This is a genomic window from Bosea sp. 685 (assembly GCF_031884435.1).
In the GTDB taxonomy this organism is placed as follows: Bacteria; Pseudomonadota; Alphaproteobacteria; order Rhizobiales; family Beijerinckiaceae; genus Allobosea.
In genome coordinates, this window is the sequence record NZ_CP134779.1 from 1,158,468 (window position 1) to 1,182,003 (window position 23,536).

The following is a 23,536-nucleotide window of genomic DNA, read 5'->3' on the forward strand; positions in this document are numbered from 1 at the left end:
CCGATAGCTCGTCATCTTTGCGCGACAATGGGACAGGTGCCGCCGCTCCGTTGCTAGTGTGTCTGCGCCCGCGTAGCGTAAGGTCAGGCGCTGCGGGCGAGATCGGGTTCATGGGAAAATCGGTTGTCCTGGCAGCGGCGAGCGCTGTGCTGCTGGCGGGCTGCAACGCCCATACCGTCACGGTTCCGGCCGGTGGGAGCGCGATCGTCAGTCAGCTCGCCATGTTCCAGCTTCATGCCTGCACGAGCTGGGAGCCGCCGCGCGCGAAGCTGGACCAGCCGCCGAGCAATGGCACCGCCGCCATCGGGCAGATCAAGGGCGTCATCACCGCTCCGTCTCACCCCTGCGCCGGGAAGGTGATCGACCGCACGGTGGTCAGCTACACGCCGCGCCGCGGCTTCGTCGGTCAGGACAGCCTCTCGGTGACCTATGACTACATCACCAATGATGCCGGTGGCCGTGGCAACCAGACGGATACGGTGACGATTCAGGTTCGGTGATCCGACGTCCCGGGGCTATGTTTGACGTTCGGCGGCGGCTTTACTAAGTCCGCCACGTTGCTCCGCGTCAGGCTGCCCATGTCACACAACACCTTCGGCCATCTTTTCCGTGTCACGACCTTCGGCGAGAGCCATGGGCCGGCGATCGGCTGCGTCGTCGATGGCTGCCCGCCGCTGCTGCCGCTGACCGAGGCCGATATCCAGGTCGAGCTCGATCGCCGCCGGCCCGGCCAGTCACGCTTCACCACCCAGCGCCAGGAGCCGGACCAGGTGCGGATCATCTCGGGCGTCTTCGCGCGCGAGAGCGATGCCGTCCAGGTCACGACCGGGACCTCGATCGGGCTGATGATCGACAATGTCGACCAGCGCTCGAAGGACTATTCGGAGATCAAGGACAAGTACCGGCCTGGCCATGCCGATTTCACCTATGATGTGAAATACGGCATTCGCGACTACCGCGGCGGCGGGCGCTCTTCGGCGCGCGAGACGGCGATGCGGGTCGCGGCCGGCGCGATCGCGCGCAAGGTCGTGCCCGGCATGGTCGTGCGCGGCGCGCTGGTGCAGATGGGGCCGCACAAGATCGACCGCGGCAACTGGGACTGGAACGAGGTCGGGAACAATCCGTTCTTCTGCCCCGATGCCAAGGCGGCCCAGCTGTTCGAGAGCTATCTCGACGGTATCAGGAAATCCGGCTCCTCGATCGGCGCGGTGCTGGAGATCGTCGCCGAGGGCGTGCCGGCGGGGTTGGGCGCGCCGATCTATGGCAAGCTCGATGCGGAGATCGCCGCCGCCTTGATGAGCATCAACGCGGTCAAGGGCGTCGAGATCGGCGATGGTTTCGGTGCGGCCGAGCTGTCGGGGGAGGAGAATGCCGACGAGATGCGCGCCGGCAATGACGGCCGCCCGCTGTTCCTGTCGAACCATGCCGGCGGCGTCCTCGGCGGCATCTCGACCGGGCAGCCGATCGTGGCGCGCTTCGCGGTGAAGCCGACCTCCTCGATCCTGGCGACGCGGGCGACCGTGACGCGCACCGGCGGCGAGGCCGAGATGTTTACCAAGGGCCGCCACGACCCCTGTGTCGGCATCCGGGCTGTGCCGGTTGGCGAGGCGATGGTCGCCTGCGTGCTGGCGGACCAGTATCTGCGCCACCGCGCGCAGGTGGGTGTCGTGGAGCCAAGGTGGCCGTTTCAGCCCTAGCGGCCCGTGATTCTCGGGCCGCGCAGCGGACCCGAGAATCTCTGGCAGGGGAGGGTGCCTGTTCCGACAAGAGATGCTCGGGTCCAGCCCGAGCATGACGATGGGATTATGCATTTCAGCAATACTGAAATTTTTCTGCCGCTTCATTGCAACTGAAGCCGCCGCGCATTAGCTTGCGCTCATGAAACTCGACGCCTGGCTCCAGCAGAACAAGATCGGCCGCAGCGCCTTTGCGCGGCAGGTCGGGCTGTCGCCTGCGAGCGTCACCGCGCTCTGTAACGATCTGAGCGCTTGGATCTCGCGCGAAAGCGCCGAGCGTATCGCCGCCGCCACGGGCGGTTCCGTCACCCCCAACGATTTTCTCGGCCTTGTCGGGCCGCGGGAGGCTGCCATGTCCAGCAATGTCACCCAGGCCATCGAGGCTTTCGCGCGCGGCGACATCGTCATCGTCACGGATGATGATGATCGTGAGAACGAGGGCGATCTCATCATTGCCGCCTCGCTCTGCACGCCGGAGAAGATGGCCTTCATCATCCGCAACACCTGCGGCATCGTCTGCGCGCCGCTGACATCGGGCGAGGCGCGCCGCCTGCGGCTCGACCCGATGGTGTCGTCGAACGACGCCCCGCTTGGCACCGCCTTCACGGTCACGGTCGACGTCAAGCATGGGCTGACCACCGGCATCTCGGCCGAGCAGCGCTGCAATACGGTGCGCGCGCTCGCCAACGGCAATATGGGCGCGGCGGACTTCGTGCGGCCGGGCCACGTCTTTCCGCTGATCGCCAAGGATGGCGGCGTGCTGATGCGCTCGGGCCATACCGAAGCCGCCGTCGATCTCTGCAAGCTCGCCAGCCTGCCGCCGGTCGGTGTGATCTGCGAGCTCGCCAATGACGACGGCACGGTGATGAAGGGGCCGCAGATCACGGCCTTCGCCCAGAAGCACGGTTTGCAGCAGATCACGGTCGCGGATCTGATCGCCTATCGCCAGTCGCGCGAGAAGCTGGTCGAGCGGGTGCACTCGTTCCCGGTGAAGACCGCCTTCGGCGAGATGACCGGGCATGTCTACATCACGCCCTTCGAGGACACGCAGCATTTCGCCTTCGTGATGGGTAAGATCGGCGATGGCGAGAAGGTGCCGGCGCTGTTGCATAGAGCCAATGTCGTCGCCGATGTGCTCGGCGGTGCGCCCTCGATCCAGTGTGCGCTGAAGCGCTTCGCGCAGGATGGCCGTGGCGTGCTGATTTATCTGCGCGACGGCTCGGCCGGCGTGCCGATCAAGAGCGTCGAGGATGGCTCCGACGCGCAGCGCACGCAGCAATGGCGCGAGGTTGGGTTGGGCGCACAGATCCTGCGCGACATCGGCGTCGGTTCGATCGTCAACCTTGCCTCCTCACCGCGCTCCTTCGTGGGGCTGAGCGGCTTCGGGATCGAGATCGCGGACACGCAGCCGTTGGAGTGAGCGCGGCCGTCATTGCGGCTTCGCGAGCGGCCGGAGTTCGCGAGTTCGGGAGTGCTGCGACAGGTCCAGCGGCTTCGAGAACGCCGCGGCGAGATGCAGCATCGCTTTGCGGATCGCGGCGTTGCGCAGCTCGCGGGCAAGGCGGAGATGGTGTGCAATCAGCTCCGGAGTGACGATAGGACGGCCCATCATTTCGCCTCGACGGTTTTGGTCGACGACCAGGCTCGGCCCCGGATGACACTGCAGATCTGGAAGCTGTAGTCGCTGAAGAAGCTTTCGATCCCGCGCTTCTTGGCCTTGGCGTGCTCTGGCTCAACGCGCCACGCCTTGAGCGCCGCCTCGGTTTCGAACTCGACGATCGTCACCCTTTCGCCGTCCTCGGCGACAAAGCCCTTATGAGAAACGTACCCCGAAATGCCTCGGGCGAGCTCGCTCATGCGCTTGGCCATGGGGCCGTAATCCTCTTGAACTCCTGGATTGAGGCGAGAGCGGAAGATGGTGACGATCATGGCGGCGAGCCCCTCTGCAAGCGGAGCGGGATCGCGGCTCGTTCGGCCAACGCCCCGCAATGTCAGGGGAACGTGCGCCTCACCATAATATAAATCAAATGCATATATATAATTATGATTATGTTCGATTTGATCCAGGATCAAGCTTGGTTTTCAACGCGCTGGTCAGCAATTCGATCGCCGGATCGAAGCGCCCCGGTATTGCATTGCGGATCAACGTCACCGTTGCCGGCATGACGAAATCCAGCACATCGAGGATGTTCAGACCGTGCCGGTGCGGGCTCTGCTCGAACTGCCGGCGCGGGACGAGGCCCAAGCCGCCGCTATGGGAGAGCAGCGACAACTGAAGGTCTTCCCCAAAGATTTCCGCCCCGACCTGGATGGGCAGCTGTTGCCGATCGAAGGACCGGACCAACGCGGCACGGCATCCACAGCCCGGAGGATTCAAGAACCAGCTTTCTCCTGCCAGATCGCGCAGCCGCCATGGGCTGCCGTCCCGCCGGCTCGCAGATCTGGACGCCGACACGATGACGACCTGCTCGGCTCCGAGCGAAATCCGGAGCAAGCCGGCGGGGACAGCGTGCGCATCCGTCAGCAAACCCACCGCGCAATCAAGCGCGCCATTGCGTATGTCTTCAATGAGCGCAGTGCTCCAGTTCGAGCCAACTTGCAGCCGAATGCGCGGAAAGGTTCGGCGCAGAGCATCGAGTGGTGTCGTCAAGACCATCTCGCCCAGCCCATGGGCGATGCCGATTCTTAACTCGCCGGCCGGGTCGGCCGCGCGCGTTGCGCAGGCTTCCAACTCCGCAACGGCCGTGAGAACGCGCCTGCAATGCTCGAGGACATGGTTGCCGAGCGCCGTTAATGCGGCCGGCTTCACCGAACGATCGAACAGAGGATCATCCCCGATTGCAGCCTCGAAGTTCTGAATGCGCCGGGTCGTTGCCGGCTGGGTCAGGTTGAGCCGTATCGCCGCCCGGTTGACCGAGCCGGTTTCAGCAGCCGCCACAAAGGCTCGAATGTCCGCTATGTTCATGCGATCGGAGCATAAACGAACAATGTTTATGCGAGAAACTGGGAAAAGCCAGATTGCAGAGCAAAGTCACAATCTTGCAGTCTTCGATCGCGGTGCCTCTGGCGATGTGGGCCCAGCTACCCCCGCATCAGCGCCATGACATGGGCGGCGGCCGAGCGCGACAGGGCTTCGAGATCGTAGCCGCCTTCCAGGACGGAGACGACGCGCCCCTTGGCGCGGCGGTCGGCGATCTCCATCAGCTTCTGCGTCGCCCAGGTGAAATCGCCTTCCTTGAGGTTGATGTTGGCGAGCGGGTCGCGCCAATGCGCGTCGAAGCCGGCTGAGATGATGATGAGGTCGGGCGCGAAGGCTTCGATCCGCGGCAGCAGCGCTGCTTCGAAGGCCTCGCGGAACTCCTCGGAGGCGTCGCCTGCACGCAAGGGGGCGTTGACGATGGTGCCGTGCTGGCCGCGCTCGGAGGCTGCGCCGGTGCCGGGATAGAGCGGTATCTCATGGCTTGAAGCATAGAGGACGCTCGGATCATCCCAGAAGATCTCCTGCGTGCCGTTGCCGTGATGCACGTCCCAATCGACGATGGCGACGCGCTCGACGCCATGGGCCTTCTGGGCGTGGCGGGCGGCTATGGCGGCGCTGTTGAAGAAGCAGAAGCCCATCGCCTTTTCGCTCTCGGCATGGTGGCCGGGCGGGCGCGTGGCGCAGAAGGCGTTGGCGACGGCGCCGCGCATGACCTCGTCCACCGCGAAGGTCGCGGCGCCGACGCCGCGTAGCGCGGCCTCGACCGTTCCCGGCGACATCAGCGTGTCCGCGTCGATCTGGACGAGGCCGGTTTCGGGGCTGGCCGCAATCACGGCTTTCGCGAAGGCGGGCGGGTGGCAAAGCGTGACCTGCTCCAGCAAGCCCAGCGGCGCGGTCGCGCGAATCAGGCCCGCGAAGCGCTCATCCTCCAGCGCCTGCTCGATGGCGCGAATGCGCTCGATGCGCTCGGGATGGCCGGGCGGCGTCTCATGCTGGAGGCTGGCCGGATGCGTGATCAGGAGGGTCGTCACGGAAAAGGCGCCTCGCATTGCGGATTACGAAAGGTCAGCGTGGCCGCTTTGCAACGGTCAGCGTGGAAGCGCGCGAATCGGTCGCCACAGCGGGAACCAGATTGCGCCATCTATGTTACGAGCCTAGTGGTTCGCTCGATTTCTCCGTGCCGTAATTCGCGTTGGCGTCACAGAACGTTAACCTTCGATTCATCATAAAAGTCGCCGTAGGGCCGCTTGGATGGAATGCATGAAACAGACCGTGATCGTATCTCTGGCGCTGGCGACCCTTCTGGGAGCTTGCCAATACAAGAGTGTGAATGCGCCGGCCCTGTCCGCACGCGACGCCGAATATATCGCGCTGGTGCCGAAGTTCGAGCACTACGTCACGCAGCTTCCTTATGAGATCACCGATCCGACCGGGCTCGCGCCGGGCACGATCCTGATCGATACGACCGAGAAGTATCTCTACTATGTCGAGCCGAACAAGAAGGCGATCCGCTATGCGGTCGCCACCGGCGACGAGGCCTTCGGCTGGACCGGCGAAGCGGTGATCCAGCGCAAGGCCGAGTGGCCGCGCTGGACGCCGCCATCCGAGATGCTGGTGCGCTGGCCGCATCTGAAGCCTTTCGCCGGCGGCATGGAAGGCGGCCCGGAAAACCCGCTGGGCGCGCGCGCACTGTATCTCTACCAGAACGGGCGCGACACGCTTTACCGCATCCACGGCACCAACGAGCCCGAGACGATCGGCCATTCGGCTTCGTCGGGCTGCATCCGCATGCGCAATATCGATGTGGTTGACCTGTTCAACCGCGTGCCGACCGGCACGAAGGTGATCGTTCGCTGAAGGCGCGGCGGCGCCTGGCGCCGTCTTGACTTGGAACCACCGCGTCATCCTGGACAAGCCGCGTAAGCGGCGCAGCTCCGGGAACCGTCGTAGAGCGCTAAGCCCTCCGATGGATCCCGGGACGACCTTCGGTCTCCCAGGATGACGGCGCGGTTCCCAGCACGAACAGCAAACCTAAGCGCCACAGCTCCGAGCTAGAGCACTTGCTCTAGCTCATTGTTTTAACGCATTTTCTTCACGCGAACCGGTATCCACTTCGCTCGAAAACGCGCTAGCCCAGCTCCACCAGGACGATCTCCGGCGGCATGCCGAGCCTGACCGGCAGGATACTGGTGCCGATTCCCCCCGAAACGATCAGGTCGCGCCCGTCACTCTCGCGGATATGGCCGTAGGCGTAACGCTGGCCATAGCGCGAAGGCACGAGCGGCGCCCAGCCGAACAGTCTGACCTGGCCGCCATGGGTGTGGCCCGACAAGGTCAGCGCGATGCGCTCCGGCATGCGCACGAAGGCGTCGGGCTCATGCGCCATCATGATCACCGGCGTGCCGTCGTCATCGATCTGCGCCAGTGTCCCGCTGAGGTCGTCGACGCCATGAGGCAGGCCCTGGACGCGCGGCAGGAAGGCGATCTGGTCGCCAAGGCCAGCGAGCCAGAGCGGGCCCGCCGCCGTGTCGAGCTTCATTGCACGGTTTTCCAGAACGGCGATGCCGTTTCCCGCCAGCGCCGCGCCCACCTCGGTCGGGCCGGAGCGGGCGGTTTGTGCCGGCGTGTCGTGCCACCAGTCATGGTTGCCCAGCACGGCGTAGACGCCGTCCTTGGCCTGAAGCCGTGCGAGCTCCCCCGCCCAGGCCTGCATGGGCGGGTCCGAGGCGCGGCGCGCGCGGCTCGCGACGAAATCGCCGAGCAGGAGCGTCAGGTCCGGCTTGAGTGCATTGGTCCGCGCCACGATGTCGGTGACGCGCGAGAGCGGGACGTGCAACCCGCCGATGTGCAGATCCGAGATCACGGCCAGGCGCAAGCGCCGCCCAGAGGGCCAGCCGCGCGGCGTCAGGCCATAGCGCGTCACGCGCAGCTGCTCGGGCTCCCAGGCTGCGGCATAGCCGGTCGTGCCGAGGCCGGCGAAAAAAGACCGGCGAGAGCTTGGAGAACTCTGCGCCGGTCAATCATTGAGGGTCTCGAAGAGTTTTCGAAGATCAGTCGTCGAAGCCATCGCGAAGGACACCGGCAAGCCGGGATGGTTGATCCTTCGCGTCGTCATCCAACGCGGCTGATGTGCATCTCGTTCCATCGGCGACTGCAGGAAAGGCGATCGGACGGAGACGAAAAGCATCGACTTCCCTGGCGGATGTAATGTGGAAGCCCGCGCTCGCTTGTGTCGTTGCACGAGATATTGGGTGAAATCATGGCCGTGGACGTCGTCGATTGTAGCAAGGCTGGTCGATTGTAGCAGGCCGATGGTTCCTGGCCACCGGTCGACATCATACTGACAAGCGATCCCGCCGCTGGCGCGGCGGGATCGTGATGTCTCCGTGTCGAATTGTATGCGGCCGTAACCAGCCGCCACAATCATGAACGACGGGCGTGGCTCAGGCGGCGAGCAGGCCCTCGGCCTTGGCCCAGTTGAGGGTCTTGTTCAGGGCGCGCTCATAGCGGTTGAACATCTCCTCGATTTCGGCCTCGGTGATGATCAACGGCGGGCAGAAGGCGACGCGGTCACCCATGGCGCGGGTGATCAGGCCTTCTTCCTGCGCGAAGACCACCGATTTGGCGCCGACGCCCTTCTTGGCCTCGAACGGGGCCTTGGTCTGCTTGTCCTTGACCAGCTCGACACCGCCGATCAGGCCGACACCACGCGCTTCACCGACCAGCGGATGCTCGCCGAGCTTCTCCAGCCGCGTGACGAAGGTCGGGGAGACCTTGCGGACATGGTCGACGATCTTCTCGCGCTGGTAGATCTCCAGCGTCTTGACTGCGATCGCGCAGCCGACAGGATGGCCGGCATAGGTGTTGCCATGGCCGAAGACGCCGATCTTGCGGCTCTGGTCGACGAGCACGTCATAGACCTGCTCGCTCAGCATCACCGCGCTGAGCGGGAAATAGGCCGAGGTGATCTGCTTGGCGAGCGAGATCGTGTCGGCCTTCATGCCATAGGTCGTGGTGCCGAACATGTTGCCGGTACGGCCAAAGCCGGTGATGACCTCGTCCGCGATGAAGAGGATGTCGTATTTCGCCAGGATCGCGTTGACCTTCTCGAAATAGCCTTCCGGCGGCAGGATCGCGCCGCCGGCGCCCATCACTGGCTCGGCGATAAAGGCGGCGACCGTGTCGGGCCCCTCGCGCAGGATCATCTCCTCGAGCTCGGCTGCAAGCCGCGACGAAAAATCCTGCTCGCTCTCGCCGGGTTCGGCGAAGCGGTAGTGATGCGGGCAGGAGGTGTGCAGGATGCCCGGCAGCGGCAGGTCGAAATCGATATGATTGTTGGGCAGGCCGGTCAGCGAGGCCGAGGCGACGGTGACGCCGTGATAGCCCTTCAGCCGCGAGATGATCTTCTTCTTCTGCGGCCGGCCGAGCGCATTGTTCATGTACCAGACGATCTTCACCTGGGTGTCGTTGGCGTCCGAGCCGGACGCGCCATAGAAGATTTTCGAGATCGGAACCGGAGCGATTTCCTTCAGCTTCTCGGCCAGCTCGATCGCCGGGTCATGGCTGCGGCCGCCGAAGATATGGGTGAAGGGCAGCTTCTTCATCTGCTCGGTGGCGGTCTCGATCAGCTCCTGATTGGAGTAGCCGAGCGAGGTGCACCACAGCCCCGCCATGCCCTCGATATATTCCTTGCCGGCGGTGTCGTAGACATAGACGCCCTTGCCGCTCTCGAGCACGAGCGGGCCGACCTCGCGATGCGTCGCGAGGTTCGTATAGGGATGGACGAGGGTCTCGATATCGCGGACGGCGAGGTTGGACAGCATCGTGCGGTTCCCGATCTTTATGGATTGCTTATGCGAGCATAGACCGGGTGTGGCGCAAAAGCTGAGCGATTTTCACGCAAGCCTGCGCAGACTCTGGCGCGGGGCGGCATCGCCGCGTCAGGATATTGAGCGGGTTCCGGGCGGGGCGCGATAGCCGGCGCCGGAGCGCTCCAGCATGGCGCCGACGGCGATCGCCATGCGGTCCTCGCCGGCCGCCGCGATGACCTGCACGCCGAGCGGCAATCCCGCCTTCGAGAGCTGCACCGGCACGCTCAAGGCAGGCAGGTCCGCCCCTGTGGCGAGCGAGGCCCAGAGCAGGAAATCGAGATAGGGGCGGGGTTCGCCGTTCACGCTCAATCGCCTGGCATGGATGTCGGGCGCGTGGTCGTGCGGGATCGCGGCCACGGGTGCGGGCGGGCAGAGCAGCACATCGTGACGTGCGAAGAAGCTGGCCCAGCGCCGCTTCAGCGCCAGCCTGCGCTGGGAGAGTTGCTGATAGAGGCCCGGCGTCATCCGCGCGCCGCGCGCCTGCAGGGATTGATGCGAGAGATCGTTGGGGCTGAAGCCTGAGGCCTGCGCCTGGATGCGGGCGCGTATCTTCGGCGGCAGGCCATAGGCGACGACGGCGTGGTTGAGTAGGGCATAGACCTCGAAGGCCTCGGCGAAGCGCAGCGAGGGCCGGGCGGTCTCGTCGACGGTCGCGCCCGCAGCCTGCAATTGCCGCGCCGCCTCGCGCACTGCGTCGGAGACTTCGCGATCGACCGGGGCGAAGGGGTCCTCGGCCCAGAGCGCCACCCGCAGGCCCTGCGCCGTCTCGCGCCGGGGCGGTGTCAGCACGGGGCCGGGCGTGGTCGCGTCGCGCGGGCCAGCCAGCACCGGCAGGATCATATCGAGATCCCCGGCCGTCCGGGTGATAGGCCCGGCGACAAGGAGGTCGGGATTGCGCAGCGTGCGCCGCTCGGGCGGCGGCGGAATAGCGCCCCAGGTCGAGACCAGCCCCCAGCTCGTCTTGAGACCGAAGACCCCGCAGGCATGGGCCGGCCAGCGGATCGAGCCGCCGAGGTCCGAGCCGAGCTCGAAGGCGCACATGCCGGTCGCGACTGCCGTTGCTGCACCACCTGACGAGCCGCCGGGCGAACAGGCCGCGTTCCAGGGATTGTTGGTCACGCCATGGGCCGGATTGTAGCTCTGGAAATCGCCGGAGAAGACCGGGACATTGCTCTTGCCGATGATGACGACACCGGCAGCGCGCAGCCTTGCGACGGCGGTCGCATCCTCCGCCGGGATGCGCTCGCGATAGGCCGGCAAGCCGCCGGAGGAGGGCAGGCCGGCGACATCGAAGGCGTCCTTGATCGTGATGGGCAGCCCTTCCAAGGGGCGGGCTGCGCCGGAGGCGATGCGCCTGTCGGATTCGCGCGCCGCGGCGCGGGCAAGGTCGCGATCCTGCGTGATGATGGCGTTGAGGCCGGGATTGAGCGCGTCGATGCGGGCGAGGCTGGCTTCGAGCAGGTCGCTGGCGGTGAAACGGCGCGCGAGAAGCGCTTCTCTCAGGCTTACTGCGGAGGCTGTGAGATCGATCGTCGCGCTCATCTCGCAGCCTTCTTCATCCGCGCTTGCGCGTCAGCTGGCGTCGACGGCGCGGGCCAGGTCGCGCCAGGCCTTGACCAGGCGGTCGAGCTCGGTGAGGTCGTCGCCTGGCAGCTTGCCCAGCGTGTTGGCGACGAAATCGCGCTGCGCGGCAATGCCGGCCTCGGCCAGTCTGCGGCCTTCCGGGGTCAGGTGCATCGCATAGGAGCGCCGGTCGCCCGCGATCGCCCGGCGTTCGACGAGGCCTGCCTGGACGAGGCGATCGGCGAGACCCGAGACATTGCCCTTGGTGACGTAGAGCCGCTCGGCGAGTTCGCTCTGGCTGATACCCTCGCGCTCGGTCAGCGTCGAGAGCAGATCGAATTGCGGGATCGAGAGCCCGAGCGCCCGGATACGGGCCGTCATCTGGATGAGCATGCGCTGGTGCAGCCGCATGAAACGGAACCAGACGCGATCGGGCTCGGCAGGCTCAAGGCTCGGGGCGAAGTTGGAGGCGGACACAGGCTTCTGGCTCTCCGGGCTGAATTGATACGACCTAAACCATCTCGCTCCCGGGCGCGAGCCCCGCTTTCATATCCGCGCGGCTTGCGCCTATTCTGCCCGCAATAACAAACACGATTTCAGGGGAGGCACCGATGCTCGGCTTGATGCAGGACTGGCCGCTGCTGCTGCACCGGATCATCGACCATGCCGCGATCCAGCACGGCACACGCGAGGTCGTCAGCCGGGCGGTGGAGGATGGACGTTTGCGGCGCACGACCTATGCGCAATTGCGCCAGCGCGCCTTGCAGGTCGCCAAGCGGCTCGGCCGCGAGGGCATGGCACTGGGCGACAGGGTGGCGACGCTAGCCTGGAACACGGACCGCCATCTCGAGCTCTGGTACGGCATCAGCGGCATGGGGGCGATCACGCATACGGTCAATCCGCGCCTGTTCCCGGAGCAGATCGCAGGGATCATCGACCATGCCGGTGACAGGATGCTGTTCCTCGACCTGACCTTCGTGGCCCTGGTCGAACAGTTGCAGGTGAAGATTCCGAGCGTCGAACGCTTCGTCATCCTGACCGATGCCGCCCATATGCCGGAGACCTCGCTCAAGGGGGCGGTCGCCTATGAGGATTGGCTGGCCGAGGCCGATGACGATTTCGCCTGGGCGAAGCTCGACGAGAACACGGCAGCCGGGCTCTGCTACACCTCGGGCACCACGGGCGGCCCCAAGGGCGTGCTCTATTCGCATCGCTCCAACGTGCTGCATGCGCTCGCCTGCGCGACGCCAGACTATCTCGGCCTGTCCTCGCGCGACACGGTGCTGCCCGTGGTGCCACTGTTCCACGCCAATAGCTGGTCGTTGGCCTATTCCGCGCCGATGACCGGAGCCAAGCTCGTCATGCCGGGAGCCAAGCTCGACGGGGCTTCGCTGCTGGAGCTGCTGGAAACGGAAGGCGTGACCTGCACGGCGGCGGTGCCGACGGTCTGGCTCGGCCTGCTCCAGCATCTGGAGGCGACAGGTGCGGGCCTCTCCACGCTGAAGCGCGTCGTCATCGGCGGTTCGGCCTGTCCGCGTGCGATGACGGAGGCCTTCGAGCGCAAATACGGCGTCACCGTTTCGCATGCCTGGGGCATGACCGAGATGAGCCCGATCGGCTCGTTCTGCTCGGTCAAGCCGATCTATCAGCATCTCGAAGGCGAGGCGCTCTACGACCTCAAGGTCAAGCAGGGCCATCCGCCCTTCACCGTCGAGTTCCGCATCACCGACGATGCGGGTAAGGACCTGCCCTGGGACGGCGCGACCTTCGGCCGGCTCAAGGTGCGCGGGCCCGCCGTGGCTGGCGCCTATTTCCGCCGCGAGGACGAGCCGATCCTCGACGAGCAGGGCTTTTTCGACACGGGCGATGTCGGCACCATCGACGCCGCAGGCTACATGCAGATCACCGACCGCTCCAAGGACGTGATCAAGTCAGGCGGCGAGTGGATCTCCTCGATCGATCTCGAAAACCTCGCGGTCGGTCATCCCGATGTGCTCGAAGCTGCGGTCATCGGCGTCGCCCACCCGAAATGGGACGAGCGGCCGCTCCTGGTGATCGTGCCCAAGCCCGGCCGGACGCCGGGCAAGGACGAGATGCTCGCCTTCATGACCGGCAAGATCGCGAAATGGTGGCTGCCCGACGATGTCGTGCTGGTCGAGGCGATCCCCCACACCGCAACGGGCAAGATCCAGAAGACGGCGCTGCGCGAGCAGTTCAAGGATTATCGTCTGCCGGGGGCGTAACGGGGAGGGCTGCGCCCCGGCTCGCAGTGGATTCGGCCGATTTCCAGCGCAAGAGGCCGGAGGGCCGGCCTCCTCATCGCTGGCGGGCTGACGCCGGAGATTGGCAGCATTTGCGCAAGAGGGGCCCGGAGCGAGCGGTCAGCGACATGTGATCGCGGCGACGACCCCCAAGGTCCGAGTCTCTGTCAGATCAGGCGCGGTCGCCTTGCGTTGGGCGGGATGTTCAGAACTCTTCTCGCTTCGCGATTGTGACGCGGATATGCCGATTCCTGCTTCGCTGGCTTTCTGCGATAGGATCGAACGCCTCTACGCATCTGCGAATGGAAAGCCACATCTGCCAATGGAAAGCATTGTGGGCCGCGAGATGCGACCTGTGCCTGCGCTGTGGACGTTCTACGTCAAGGTTAGTATTGGCGGTTGTGCTGGTCACTGACGCTGATGCTGCGAGACATGGCGCGAACTTGCTTGAGCAGTCCGTGGAAAAGCGCAAATACGCCAAGCGTAGCGAGGATGAGCGGCCATCCCGCGCTGACGAATGCGATCGCGATCGCATCACTCCAAGTGACGCGGCGCATCGGCAACTCCACGATCGAGTTCAGGCCGAACCACGCACCGCCAGCTCCATAGATCAGCGCGAGCCAGATCATGAGAACGCTTCCAATATACCGCGTCTCAATCGTAACATTAAACTCTTGGTAATCATAGCGCTGGATTCCGCTTCGGCAGGAAACAACCGGGGCCGGCATCTGCTTTGCGAGGCCTGCCGCCGACGCCCGGAAATTTAGGCGCTGGGCGGCGGATTCTTGGTTTGGGCCTGGCAGAGAGCCATCGTCGGCTTGTGATGGGCAGAGAAACCCTGCTGCTGATGCCTGGGTTGTGGCGGCGGCTCGCAGATTTTCGCCTTGTTCCGCCCCTAGCGTTCGACGAGCCTGGGCTGCCAGCAGCATGAGCTTCGTGCTAGTCAGCCCAGATGGTTTCTGCCCAGATCGTTCCTGCCCAGGTCGTTCTTGCCCATAGTCTTCCCGCCTATCCGGAGTCAGCATGTCGAACGCGTTGCGGGTTCTCCGCATTGAGACGAGCCCCTTTCCCGATCAGGAGCCCGGCACGTCCGGCCTGCGCAAGGCGGTCCCGGTTTTCCAGCAGCCGCATTATCTTGAGAACTTCGTTCAATCGATCTTCGACGCCGTCCCGGAATTGCGCGGCGGCACGCTGATTCTGGGCGGCGACGGCCGCTTCCATAATGCCGAGGCCGTCCGCGTCATCGTCGCCATGGCACTCGCCAATGGCGTTGCGCGCATCGTCGTGGGTGAGGGCGGGCTTTTGTCCACGCCCGCGGTCTCGGCGCTCATTCGCAAGCGCGGCGCGCAAGGCGGCATCGTGCTGTCGGCGAGCCATAATCCCGGCGGGCCGGATGGCGATTTCGGTATCAAGTTCAATGCCGATAATGGCGGGCCGGCAGCGCCCGTGGTGACCACGGCGATCTTCGCCCGCACGCGGGAGATCACGACATACCAGATTGCGGATGGTCTCGAACTCGCGCTGGGAACGATCGGGACGACTACGCTCGGTTCGGGCCAGGTCGTGGAGGTGATCGATCCGGTTACCGACTATGTCGCTTTGATGCAGATCCTGTTCGATTTCGACAGGCTGGGCGCCCTGTTGCGCTCGGGCTTCCGGATGCGGTTCGACGCCATGAACGCGGTGACCGGCCCCTATGGCCGGCGCATCTTCGAGGAGCGCCTGGGCGCGCCTGGGGGCAGCGTCATGAACGCGGTGCCGCTGCCCGATTTCGGCGGGCTGCACCCTGACCCGAACCCGGTCTATGCGGCCGAGCTGATCGCGGCGATGGCCGGGGCGGAGAAACTCGATTTCGGCGCGGCCTCCGATGGCGACGGCGACCGCAATCTGATCGTGGGACCCGGCGGCCAGGTCGTGGCGCCAAGCGACAGCGTCGCGATCCTGGCTGCCAACGCCCATCTCGCGCCGGGCTATGCCGCCGGCCTTAAGGGCGTCGCCCGCTCGATGCCGACGAGCCGCGCGCTCGACCGCGTTGCGAAGGGGCTTAACCTGCCGCTCTACGAGACGCCGACAGGCTGGAAGTTCTTCGGCTCGCTGCTCGATGCGGGAATGATCTCGCTTTGCGGCGAGGAAAGCGCGGGGACGGGCTCAGATCATATCCGCGAGAAGGATGGCGTCTGGGCCGTCTTGCTCTGGCTCTCCATCGTGGCGGTACGCAAGGAATCCGTGACCGAGATCGTTGCCGATCATTGGCGCCGCTATGGCCGCGACTACTACCAGCGCCATGATTATGAGGAGATCGACAGCAAGATCGCCAACGATCTCGTTGCCGCGCTCAGGGGCAGACTCGCGACTTTGCCGGGCCAGAGCTTTGCCGGCATGACCGTCGCCACAGCCGACGAGTTCAGCTATCGCGACCCGGTCGATGGCTCCGTGACCGAGCGCCAGGGCCTCCGCATCCTGTTCGACAATGACGCCCGCATCGTCTTCCGGCTCTCGGGGACCGGCACCAAGGGCGCGACGCTCAGGATCTATCTGGAACGCTTCGAGCCGGATCCGGCGCGGCACGGGCTCGATCCCGCGGTTGTGCTGGAGCCCCTCGCGAAGGCTGCCGCGGCGATCACGGAACTGGCGGAGCGTACGGGCCGGACGGAGCCGACGGTCGTCGCCTAGCGCTGGATGAACCCCGCGCGAACCACGCCGTCATCCTGGCCGGAGCCCTCGGGTCCGATCTTCGATCGGCCCAAGGATAAACTCCGCGGAGTGCCGGGATCCATCGGAGGCCGCTGCACTCTACGCTGGATCCTGGGTCGACCTTCGGCCGCCCAGGATGACGGCGTGTTTCCGTTCGACGCTAACGCACCTCGTTGACGTAGATATGGGCGCGGGTGGTCGCGCGGTGCTGGCCCAGGATGGTCGGCACGCCGGCCTGGTCATAGGCCACTTCCTCGATCGTCAGCACGGCCTCGCGCCCGGTGAGATCGAGCAGGGCGGTGTCCTCGTCATTGGCGAGATCGGCCGCGATCTGCTCGCGCACGGCCGAGATGCGGACGCCGTAGCGCTCCAGCAGATGTAGGTAGAGGAGCTGGGGCAGGGCGGCGGGATCGCGCGGCAGGCCGGGCACGCGCTCCGCCGCGAGGACCAAACGGTCATGCATCACCGGCTTGCCATCGGCATGACGGATGCGATGCAGCTTCACCACCTCGGCATCCGGCTTGATTTGCAGCAGCGCGGCCTGCTCGGGCGTCGCTTGCGCATGCTCCACGCTGAGCATCTGGCTGGTTGAGCGCGTCAGGTTGCCATCGGCGCGATGCAGCCGGAAATACTGGAAGAAGAAGCGCAGGCTGTGATGCGGGCTGCGGCCGGTCACCACCGTGCCGGTCTTGCGCCGGCGCGAGAGCAGGCCTTCCGCGACGAGATCGCTCATCGCCCGGCGCACCGTGCCGACCGCAATGCCGAAACCTTGGGCAAGCGCCGTTTCGTTGGGAAGCACCATGCCCGGCTGCCATTCGCCGACCAGGATGGCCTCCGACATATGGCGCTTCACCTTCTCGTAAAGCGGGGCCGCATCGCTATTGGCCAGGTTGGGAAGCGTAGGCTGGGCGTGTGCCCGTTGCGTGGCGGGTTCTGAGGCAGCGACCGTCGTTTTTTTGGCATTGACAGCAGGCATGCGCTCGTTCCTATTTCTATATAGTTTATATGAAAGCGAGGTTCTTGCAAATGGCGATGCCAGTTCGGCCCGCACGGCGTCTCCATCGCAGATCGCGGCTGCGCGCGACAAGCGCCGTCTCGGCGCGCTGATCGCGATGACCTCCGCTTCCGCTTGGATACAGGATGTTTCCGCCTTGGCGCCGGCCATGGCGTGGATCGCTGATGCGGTTGAAAGCGCTGCCAACGATCTCGGCGCGATGATCGCAGTCGATACCTCCTTTCCGCCGGGGCGGGGCTATGACGCCTTCGCCGATCTGATGGAGGGGCTGGTCGCGCCGCTCGGCTTCGCGCATGAGCGCGTCGTGGTGCCGGACGGGCTCTGGCAGGTGCCGGGTGGCCCGGCATTCGGCCCCCGGACCAACCTCATCGCGACGCGGCGCAGCGGCAAGCCGGTCTGCGGTCTGTACTTCCATGTCGACACCGTGCCGGCCGCGCCCGGCTGGCAGGGCGATCCGCTGCGCATGGCGCGCGAGGGCGGCACGCTGATCGGGCTTGGCGCTGCCGACATGAAGGGCTGCATCGCCGCAGTGCTGCTGGCGCTGCGCGCGGCGGAGGCCTGCAATGTCACCCTCGCCTATGATCCGATGCTGCTGCTCTGCACGGACGAGGAGGGCGGGCTCTATCCGGGTATCCGCTATCTCGCCGAACAGGGCCGCCTCGAAGGCCATGTCCTGAATTTCAATGGCAGCGCGGAGGCCCGCATCTGGGCCGGCTGCTTTGGTCTTTTCAACCTGCTGGTCCGGGTGCGCGGCCAGGCAGTGCATGCCGGCGAGGGCAATCGCTCCGGCTCCGGCATGAACGCGATCGAGGGCGCACTGCCATTGCTCAACGCGCTGTCGGTGCTGAAGGCGCGCGTGGCGACGCGCATCTCGGCCCTGCCACCACCGCCGGGCAAGCCGGCGCTGGCGGCGCAGCTCAGCATCGCGACGATCAATGGCGGCACGGCCGGCGGACAGGTGCCGGCGCTGCTCGAACTGACGCTCAACCGCCGCTATGCGCCCGAGGAGCGTTTCGAGGAGGCGTTGGCGGAGATCGAGGCTGTGGTCCGTGAGGCGGTCGCGCAGACACCGGGCCTGTCGGTCGAAACCGCCCTGGTCGGTCATCTCGCCCCGACCTCCGATCCGGCCGGGCCGCATTGGCCACGCTGGCAGCGTGCGATGGGGCAGGGCTTTGGCTACGCGCCTGAAGAGTTCCGCAAATGGGGCGCTGCGAGCTGCTCCGATTTCGGCTGGGTCCAGCGCACTACTGGCATGCAGGAGGTGCTGCTCGGCGGGCTTGGTCGCCCGAGCCGCAACATCCATGCGCCGGGCGAGCACACCACGACAACCGATATCGTCGCCCTGGCGCGCAGCGTCCTTGCCTATCTCGCTGCCGATTTCGCGCCCGAACTGATCCCCGAAAACACCTCGTCCCAAAGCTGAAGGAGCGCCCCATGCCGAGCGTCAATCGTCGCCATTTCCTCGCCGCCTCCGCTGCGCTCAGCGGTTTTGCCATGACCGGCTTCGATGCCGCGGCGCAGGCCCAGCCTCCCCGCCGGGGCGGTACGCTACGCGTCAGCGTCGACCAGGCCGTGGCCAAGCTGAACCCGCTCGTGACCCGGGTGAACCCGGAATACCTGGTCTCGGAACTGCTCTATTCCGCGCTGACCCGTCTCAAGGTCGATATGAGCGTCGAGCCGGACCTGGCCGAATCCTGGAGCAATTCCGCCGACCTGCTCGAATGGACCTTTGTCCTGCGCAAGGGCGTGACCTTCCATGACGGCAGTGCCTTCACGGCCGCTGACGTGGTTGCAACCTTCGAGGCGATCCTCGACGCCAAGACCGCCTCGCCGGCGCGCCAGAATGTCGGCCCGATCAGCAAGGTCGCGGCCAAGGACGACGCCACCGTCGTCTTCACGCTCTCGGCGCCTTATGCCGATCTGCCGGTGGCGCTGGCCTATACCAACGCCAAGATCGTGCCCGCCGCGGTGATCAAGGCCGGGCTTGGCCGGCTTGATCGCGAAGCTGTCGGCACCGGCCCGTTCAAGCTGGTCTCCTTCGAGCCGGAGCGGCTCATCGTGGTTGCCCGCAACGATGCCTATTACGACAAGGCGCGGCCCTATCTCGATCGTGTCGATGTCGTGGTCTATCCCGACATCAGCGCCGAAAGCTCGGCTTTGATCGCCGGCGACACCGACCTGATCTCGACCGCCCAGCCGACCGAATATGGCCGTCTGGAGAAGGCCGCCGGCGTCAAGGGGCTGCGCGTGCCTTCGGGCCAGTTCTGCAACGTCAATTTCGGCTGCGACACCAAGCCCTTCAATGATGTGCGCGTGCGCCAGGCGCTGGCCCTGACAGTGGACCGCACCGCGATGGTCGATTTCGTCACCGAGGGTTACGGCACGCCGGGCAACGACACCCCGCTCAACGCCGCCTATCGTTTCTATTCCGAGCAGGCGCTGAAGAAGCCCGACATCGTCAAGGCCAAGGCGCTGCTGACTGAGGCCGGCTATCCCAATGGCATCGAGGCGACGCTGATCGCCTCCGACCGTCCCTCGCTGCGCACCCAGATGGCGGTCGCGCTGCGCGAGATGGCCAAGCCCGCCGGCTTCCGCATCAATGTCGAGACGATGCCGCATGCGACCTATCTCGATCAGGTCTGGAAGAAGGGCTCGTTCTATGTCGGCTTCTACAACATGCAGCCGACGGCCGACGCGATCTTCGCGCTGCTCTACACCTCCAACGCCGCCTGGAACGAGACGCGCTGGAACAACGCCGCCTTCGACAAGGTGGTGAACGAGGCGCGTGCGACTGTCGACGAGGCCAAGCGCCGCGAGCTCTATGGGCAGGCGCAGGCACTGATGAACGCCGAGGTGCCCTCGATCATTCCGACCTTCTTCGATCTGCTCGCCGCCCGGCGCGACTGGGTGCAGGGCTATGAGTTGCATCCGCGCGGCGCGGTGTTCCGGCTCGATCATGTCTCGCTGGGCGCCAATGCGCCCAAGCGCGCCTGAGGGGTCAGCGCGCGTGTCGCCGGCCTATATCCTCAAGCGTATCGTGCTGGTCGGCTACACGCTGCTCGTCGTCTCGCTCATCGTCTTCGCGATCACCCAGATCCTGCCGGCTGATGCTGCCGTCATGATGCTGGGCGAGAACGCGACGACTGAAGCGCTCAGCGCGCTGCGCGCCAAGATGGGCCTTGATGCGTCGATCTGGGCGCAATACGGCCATTGGCTGGCCGGCGTGCTGCGCGGCGATTTCGGCGTCTCGATGCGCACCGGCCAGCCGGTCGGACCGGTGATGATCGAGGCGCTCGGCCGCTCGCTGCTGCTCGCCTTGTTTTCGATCGTGCTGATGCTGGTGCTGGCCTTGCCGCTGGGCATCATCGCGGCTGTCAGGCGTGGCCGCATCGCTGATCTTCTGGTCAGCGTGGTCTCCTATATCGGGGTCTCGCTGCCGGAATTCGTCACCGCCACGCTGGTCGTGCTGGTGTTGGCCGATTGGCTGCAATGGCTGCCGGCGACGGGCTATGTGCCGCTGACCGAGAACCCGCTGCAGGGTCTCAGGCATCTCGTCCTGCCGGTCCTGACCATTTCGGTCATCCTGATCGCGCATGTCTCGCGCATGGTACGCTCGGAACTGGTCGATGTGCTGCACACCGATTATGTCCGCGCCGCCCGCCTCAAGGGACTGCCGAAGCGCACGGTTCTCTACAAGCATGCGCTGCGCAATGCGCTGCTGCCGACGATCACGATCGTGGCGCTCGATGTCGGCTACCTCCTCGGCGGCGTCATCGTGGTCGAGGAGATTTTTGCGCTGCCCGGCATCGGCCGCCAGCTCATCGTCGCGATCCAGAGTCGCGACCTGCCCTCGATCCAGGCCGGCGCGCTGATCATGGCCGCGACCTACGCCATCGCCAGTTTCCTCGCCGACATCGCCTATGCCCGGCTCGACCGGAGAATCCAGTATGATTGAGCTGTTGCGCCGCGTGCTGCGCTCGCCGCAGGGAGCGCTCGGGCTCGTCCTGGTCGGGCTGATCCTGCTCGTGGTCATCCTGGGCCCATGGATCGCGCCTTACGACCCCGAAAGCCTCGCGCCCCTGCAGCGCTACAAACCACCGAGCGCGCTGTTCTGGCTCGGTACCGACCAATATGGCCGCGACATCCTGAGCCGCCTGCTGCATGGCGCGCGCGCCACCGTGGTGATGGCGGTGTTCGCGACCGCGCTCGGCACGCTGGCGGGCGCCGTGATCGGCACGATCTCGGCCTTTCTCGGCGGCCGCAGCGACGAGGCGATCATGCGCACCGTCGACGCGGTGATGGCGATCCCGAGCCTGTTGCTGGCGCTGCTGATCGTCAATCTGCTCGGCAAGAGCAGCGTGAACGCGCTGCTGGCCATCGCCATCGCATTCACGCCCGGCATGGCGCGGGTGACGCGCTCGGTCGCGCTTGCCGTGCGCAAGCAGGATTATGTCAATGCCGCCATCGCGCGCGGCGAGAGCGCGCGCTTCATCGTCTGGCGCGAGATGCTGCCCAATGTCGTGGCGCCGATCATCGTCGAGATGACGATCCGCGTCGCCTTCGCCGTGATGCTGTTTGCGACGCTGAGCTTCCTTGGGCTGGGCGCACAGCCGCCGGCCTCGGAATGGGGGCTGATGGTCGCCGAGGCCAGGCGCTTCATGCATCTGAGCCCGTGGATGATCCTCTGGCCGAGCCTGGCGGTGGCTTTTGTGGCGATCGGCTTCAACCTGCTGGGCGACGGCCTGCGCGACGCGCTCAACCCGCGCACATGAGGCCGACCATGACGCCGATCCTCGACATCGCCGGCTACTGCCTCGACTACGCCACGCCCGCCGGCTTCACCCGCGCGCTCGATGCGGTCACGCTCAGCGTTGCCAAGGGCGAGGTGCTCGGCCTCGTCGGCGAATCCGGTTCCGGCAAGACCTCGCTCGCCTGGGCGATCATGCGCCATCTGCCGGAGAGCGCACGGGAGGCCGGCCGTATCCGGCTGATCGACAAGGACCTGACCACGACCAGCGAGGCCGAGATCGAGGCCATCCGCGGCCGGCGCATCGGCATGGTCTTCCAGGATCCGAGCACCTCGCTCAATCCGACCTTGCCGCTGGGCGAGCAATTGGCCGAGGTGCTGGAACATCATCGCGGCCTGACGCGCAAGCAGGCCTGGGCCGAAGGCGAGGCGATGCTCGCCCGCGTCGGCCTGAAGGTTCCAGCCGAAATGATGCGGCGCTATCCGCATGAGGCCTCGGGCGGCGAGAAGCAGCGCGTGGTCATCGCCAGCGCCTTCGCCTGCCAGCCCGAATGCATCATTTTCGACGAGCCGACGACGGCGCTCGACGTCATCACCGCCCGCCAGATCCTTGATCTCTTCGGCGAGCTGCAGGCGCAGACCGGCGTCGCCTCGCTCTACATCTCGCATGATCTGGCTCTGGTCTCGCGCGTCGCCAATCGTGTCGCGGTGATCCATCGCGGCCGCATCGTCGAGCAGGGCGAGGTGGAGGAGGTTTTTGCCTCGCCGCAGGACGCCTATACCCAAAAGCTGCTCGCGGCCGTGCCGCGCCCGGATCATCGCCTTGTCGGCGCCGGGCCGGGCTCCGAGGCGAAGGCGCTGGTCGAGGTCGACAAGGTCAGCGTTCGCTATGGCCGCAAGCCCTTCCTTGCGAAGCTGCTCGGCCGCGAGAACACCCAGTTCACCGGCAATCGCGACATCAGCCTCTCCGTGCGTGAGGGCGAGATCCTCGGCATCGTCGGCGAATCCGGCTCGGGCAAATCGACGCTCGCCAGGGCGCTGACGGGGCTGAACCCGTTCGAGGGCGAGATCCGTTTCGCCGGCCGCCCGATCAGCGGATTGAAGGATATGGACCGTGCTTATCGTCGCGATGTCCAGATCATCTTCCAGCACCCCGATTCCTCGCTCAATCCGCGCCAGCGCATCCGCGAGATCCTGTCGCGGCCGCTCGCGCTCTACGGCACGGACGCGCAGCGCAAGGATGCGAATGCGGTCAGTGAGTTGCTCGAACAGGTGCGTCTGCCGGCGGCTTACGCCGAGCGCTATCCCCACCAGCTGTCCGGCGGCGAGAAGCAGCGCGTGGCGATTGCGCGCGCCTTCGCCTCGCGGCCGAAGCTGGTGATCTGCGACGAGATCACCTCGGCGCTCGACGTGTCCGTGCAGGCCTCGGTGGTGGAGCTTCTAGTCGATCTGCAGAAGCGCTTCGGCACCGCCTATCTCTTCATCACCCATGACCTCAACCTGGTGCGCCAGATCGCGCATCGCATCGCGGTGATGTATCGCGGCGACCTCGTCGATCTCGTCGATGTTGCCGAGCTCTCGGGCGGGCAGGTCCATGCCTATACCCGCTCGCTGATCGAGGCCGTTCCGGCCCCAGCCGCTCCCGCATCTGAGCTTCCAAGGATTTGAC

21 protein-coding genes are annotated in these 23,536 nt (G+C 65.7%); 11 read left to right on the forward strand and 10 right to left on the reverse strand.

The genetic code is table 11. The features are described 5' to 3' along the window. Positions 1–110: 110 nt before the first annotated feature. The 3 genes from RMR04_RS06575 (at position 111) to ribB (ending at position 3,156) form a co-directional block, all read left to right on the forward strand. Complete coding sequence (locus RMR04_RS06575) at positions 111–500, forward strand: hypothetical protein (RefSeq protein ID WP_311913660.1); 390 nt, start codon at positions 111–113, stop codon at positions 498–500. Positions 501–578: 78 nt separating this feature from the next. Then, a complete protein-coding gene (gene aroC / locus RMR04_RS06580) occupies positions 579–1,697 on the forward strand; it encodes a chorismate synthase (protein WP_311913662.1) in 1,119 nt (372 codons plus the stop codon). Positions 1,698–1,878: 181 nt separating this feature from the next. Then, on the forward strand, positions 1,879–3,156 hold the full coding sequence (ribB, locus tag RMR04_RS06585; RefSeq protein WP_311913663.1) for a 3,4-dihydroxy-2-butanone-4-phosphate synthase: 1,278 nt from the start codon (positions 1,879–1,881) through the stop codon (positions 3,154–3,156). 9 nt (positions 3,157–3,165) lie between these two features. Here the strand turns inward: ribB and RMR04_RS06590 are convergent, their stop codons facing one another. The 4 genes from RMR04_RS06590 to RMR04_RS06605 form a co-directional block, all read right to left on the reverse strand. Continuing rightward, a complete protein-coding gene (locus tag RMR04_RS06590; RefSeq protein ID WP_311913664.1) occupies positions 3,166–3,345 on the reverse strand; it encodes a hypothetical protein in 180 nt (59 codons plus the stop codon). Further along, positions 3,345–3,665 carry an antibiotic biosynthesis monooxygenase family protein gene (locus tag RMR04_RS06595; RefSeq protein ID WP_311913665.1) on the reverse strand — a complete coding sequence of 107 codons (321 nt, stop codon included), beginning with the start codon at positions 3,663–3,665 and terminating at the stop codon, positions 3,345–3,347. The genes RMR04_RS06590 and RMR04_RS06595 overlap by 1 nt, the downstream gene beginning before the upstream one ends. A 118-nt stretch (positions 3,666–3,783) precedes the next feature. Next, positions 3,784–4,701, reverse strand: coding sequence for a LysR family transcriptional regulator (locus tag RMR04_RS06600; RefSeq protein ID WP_311913667.1), 918 nt, complete (start codon positions 4,699–4,701; stop codon positions 3,784–3,786). A gap of 116 nt (positions 4,702–4,817) precedes the next feature. Beyond that, positions 4,818–5,747, reverse strand: coding sequence for a histone deacetylase family protein (locus tag RMR04_RS06605; protein ID WP_311913669.1), 930 nt, complete (start codon positions 5,745–5,747; stop codon positions 4,818–4,820). Between the two features lie 229 nt (positions 5,748–5,976). On the opposite strand from RMR04_RS06605, the gene RMR04_RS06610 reads away from it, so the two are divergent. Next, positions 5,977–6,573, forward strand: coding sequence for a L,D-transpeptidase (locus RMR04_RS06610; protein ID WP_311913670.1), 597 nt, complete (start codon positions 5,977–5,979; stop codon positions 6,571–6,573). Between the two features lie 271 nt (positions 6,574–6,844). On the opposite strand, the gene RMR04_RS06615 is transcribed toward RMR04_RS06610, so the two are convergent. The 4 genes from RMR04_RS06615 to RMR04_RS06630 form a co-directional block, all read right to left on the reverse strand. Beyond that, positions 6,845–7,639, reverse strand: a complete 795-nt coding sequence (locus RMR04_RS06615; protein ID WP_311913671.1) for a metallophosphoesterase — start codon at positions 7,637–7,639, stop codon at positions 6,845–6,847. A 520-nt stretch (positions 7,640–8,159) separates the two neighbouring features. Beyond that, positions 8,160–9,539, reverse strand: a complete 1,380-nt coding sequence (locus tag RMR04_RS06620) for an aspartate aminotransferase family protein (RefSeq protein WP_311913672.1) — start codon at positions 9,537–9,539, stop codon at positions 8,160–8,162. Positions 9,540–9,656: 117 nt separating this feature from the next. After that, complete coding sequence (locus RMR04_RS06625; RefSeq protein WP_311913673.1) at positions 9,657–11,129, reverse strand: amidase family protein; 1,473 nt, start codon at positions 11,127–11,129, stop codon at positions 9,657–9,659. A gap of 30 nt (positions 11,130–11,159) precedes the next feature. After that, complete coding sequence (locus RMR04_RS06630) at positions 11,160–11,561, reverse strand: MarR family winged helix-turn-helix transcriptional regulator (protein ID WP_311915750.1); 402 nt, start codon at positions 11,559–11,561, stop codon at positions 11,160–11,162. A gap of 200 nt (positions 11,562–11,761) precedes the next feature. Here RMR04_RS06630 and RMR04_RS06635 point away from each other — a divergent pair, with 200 nt between their 5' ends. Continuing rightward, entirely contained in the window at positions 11,762–13,393 is a 1,632-nt protein-coding gene (locus tag RMR04_RS06635; RefSeq protein WP_311913675.1) for a long-chain-fatty-acid--CoA ligase, read from the forward strand. A 404-nt stretch (positions 13,394–13,797) separates the two neighbouring features. Here the strand turns inward: RMR04_RS06635 and RMR04_RS06640 are convergent, their stop codons facing one another. Beyond that, on the reverse strand, positions 13,798–14,340 hold the full coding sequence (locus RMR04_RS06640) for a hypothetical protein (protein ID WP_311913676.1): 543 nt from the start codon (positions 14,338–14,340) through the stop codon (positions 13,798–13,800). 106 nt (positions 14,341–14,446) lie between these two features. Here RMR04_RS06640 and RMR04_RS06645 point away from each other — a divergent pair, with 106 nt between their 5' ends. Continuing rightward, a complete protein-coding gene (locus RMR04_RS06645) occupies positions 14,447–16,084 on the forward strand; it encodes an alpha-D-glucose phosphate-specific phosphoglucomutase (protein ID WP_311915751.1) in 1,638 nt (545 codons plus the stop codon). A 181-nt stretch (positions 16,085–16,265) separates the two neighbouring features. Here the strand turns inward: RMR04_RS06645 and RMR04_RS06650 are convergent, their stop codons facing one another. After that, complete coding sequence (locus tag RMR04_RS06650) at positions 16,266–17,081, reverse strand: GntR family transcriptional regulator (protein ID WP_311913677.1); 816 nt, start codon at positions 17,079–17,081, stop codon at positions 16,266–16,268. 187 nt (positions 17,082–17,268) lie between these two features. Between RMR04_RS06650 and RMR04_RS06655 the strand changes: the two genes are divergently transcribed. The 5 genes from RMR04_RS06655 to RMR04_RS06675 are packed head-to-tail and all read left to right on the forward strand — an operon-like array spanning position 17,269 to position 23,535. Continuing rightward, a complete protein-coding gene (locus RMR04_RS06655) occupies positions 17,269–18,543 on the forward strand; it encodes a M20 family metallopeptidase (protein WP_311913678.1) in 1,275 nt (424 codons plus the stop codon). Positions 18,544–18,554: 11 nt separating this feature from the next. Further along, a complete protein-coding gene (locus tag RMR04_RS06660) occupies positions 18,555–20,114 on the forward strand; it encodes an ABC transporter substrate-binding protein (protein WP_311913679.1) in 1,560 nt (519 codons plus the stop codon). 13 nt (positions 20,115–20,127) lie between these two features. Next, entirely contained in the window at positions 20,128–21,075 is a 948-nt protein-coding gene (locus RMR04_RS06665; protein ID WP_311913680.1) for an ABC transporter permease, read from the forward strand. Next, positions 21,068–21,892 (forward strand): ABC transporter permease, encoded by an 825-nt coding sequence (locus RMR04_RS06670; protein WP_311913681.1) that lies wholly within the window; start codon positions 21,068–21,070, stop codon positions 21,890–21,892. Before RMR04_RS06665 ends, RMR04_RS06670 begins: the two co-directional genes overlap by 8 nt. An 8-nt stretch (positions 21,893–21,900) precedes the next feature. Next, complete coding sequence (locus RMR04_RS06675; RefSeq protein WP_311913682.1) at positions 21,901–23,535, forward strand: dipeptide ABC transporter ATP-binding protein; 1,635 nt, start codon at positions 21,901–21,903, stop codon at positions 23,533–23,535. The last annotated feature ends 1 nt before the right edge of the window (position 23,536 follow it).

What these genes read in the sequence shown, in the direction of transcription:
- RMR04_RS06575 (WP_311913660.1), top strand. Translation starts at nt 111, where the DNA reads ATGGGAAAATCGGTTGTCCTGGCAGCGGCGAGCGCTGTGCTGCTGGCG.
- aroC (WP_311913662.1), top strand. Translation starts at nt 579, where the DNA reads ATGTCACACAACACCTTCGGCCATCTTTTCCGTGTCACGACCTTCGGC.
- ribB (WP_311913663.1), top strand. Translation starts at nt 1,879, where the DNA reads ATGAAACTCGACGCCTGGCTCCAGCAGAACAAGATCGGCCGCAGCGCC.
- RMR04_RS06590 (WP_311913664.1), bottom strand. Translation starts at nt 3,345, where the DNA reads ATGGGCCGTCCTATCGTCACTCCGGAGCTGATTGCACACCATCTCCGC.
- RMR04_RS06595 (WP_311913665.1), bottom strand. Translation starts at nt 3,665, where the DNA reads ATGATCGTCACCATCTTCCGCTCTCGCCTCAATCCAGGAGTTCAAGAG.
- RMR04_RS06600 (WP_311913667.1), bottom strand. Translation starts at nt 4,701, where the DNA reads ATGAACATAGCGGACATTCGAGCCTTTGTGGCGGCTGCTGAAACCGGC.
- RMR04_RS06610 (WP_311913670.1), top strand. Translation starts at nt 5,977, where the DNA reads ATGAAACAGACCGTGATCGTATCTCTGGCGCTGGCGACCCTTCTGGGA.
- RMR04_RS06620 (WP_311913672.1), bottom strand. Translation starts at nt 9,539, where the DNA reads ATGCTGTCCAACCTCGCCGTCCGCGATATCGAGACCCTCGTCCATCCC.
- RMR04_RS06625 (WP_311913673.1), bottom strand. Translation starts at nt 11,129, where the DNA reads ATGAGCGCGACGATCGATCTCACAGCCTCCGCAGTAAGCCTGAGAGAA.
- RMR04_RS06630 (WP_311915750.1), bottom strand. Translation starts at nt 11,561, where the DNA reads ATGCGGCTGCACCAGCGCATGCTCATCCAGATGACGGCCCGTATCCGG.
- RMR04_RS06635 (WP_311913675.1), top strand. Translation starts at nt 11,762, where the DNA reads ATGCTCGGCTTGATGCAGGACTGGCCGCTGCTGCTGCACCGGATCATC.
- RMR04_RS06640 (WP_311913676.1), bottom strand. Translation starts at nt 14,340, where the DNA reads ATGCTGCTGGCAGCCCAGGCTCGTCGAACGCTAGGGGCGGAACAAGGC.
- RMR04_RS06650 (WP_311913677.1), bottom strand. Translation starts at nt 17,081, where the DNA reads ATGCCTGCTGTCAATGCCAAAAAAACGACGGTCGCTGCCTCAGAACCC.
- RMR04_RS06655 (WP_311913678.1), top strand. Translation starts at nt 17,269, where the DNA reads ATGGCGTGGATCGCTGATGCGGTTGAAAGCGCTGCCAACGATCTCGGC.
- RMR04_RS06660 (WP_311913679.1), top strand. Translation starts at nt 18,555, where the DNA reads ATGCCGAGCGTCAATCGTCGCCATTTCCTCGCCGCCTCCGCTGCGCTC.
- RMR04_RS06670 (WP_311913681.1), top strand. Translation starts at nt 21,068, where the DNA reads ATGATTGAGCTGTTGCGCCGCGTGCTGCGCTCGCCGCAGGGAGCGCTC.
- RMR04_RS06675 (WP_311913682.1), top strand. Translation starts at nt 21,901, where the DNA reads ATGACGCCGATCCTCGACATCGCCGGCTACTGCCTCGACTACGCCACG.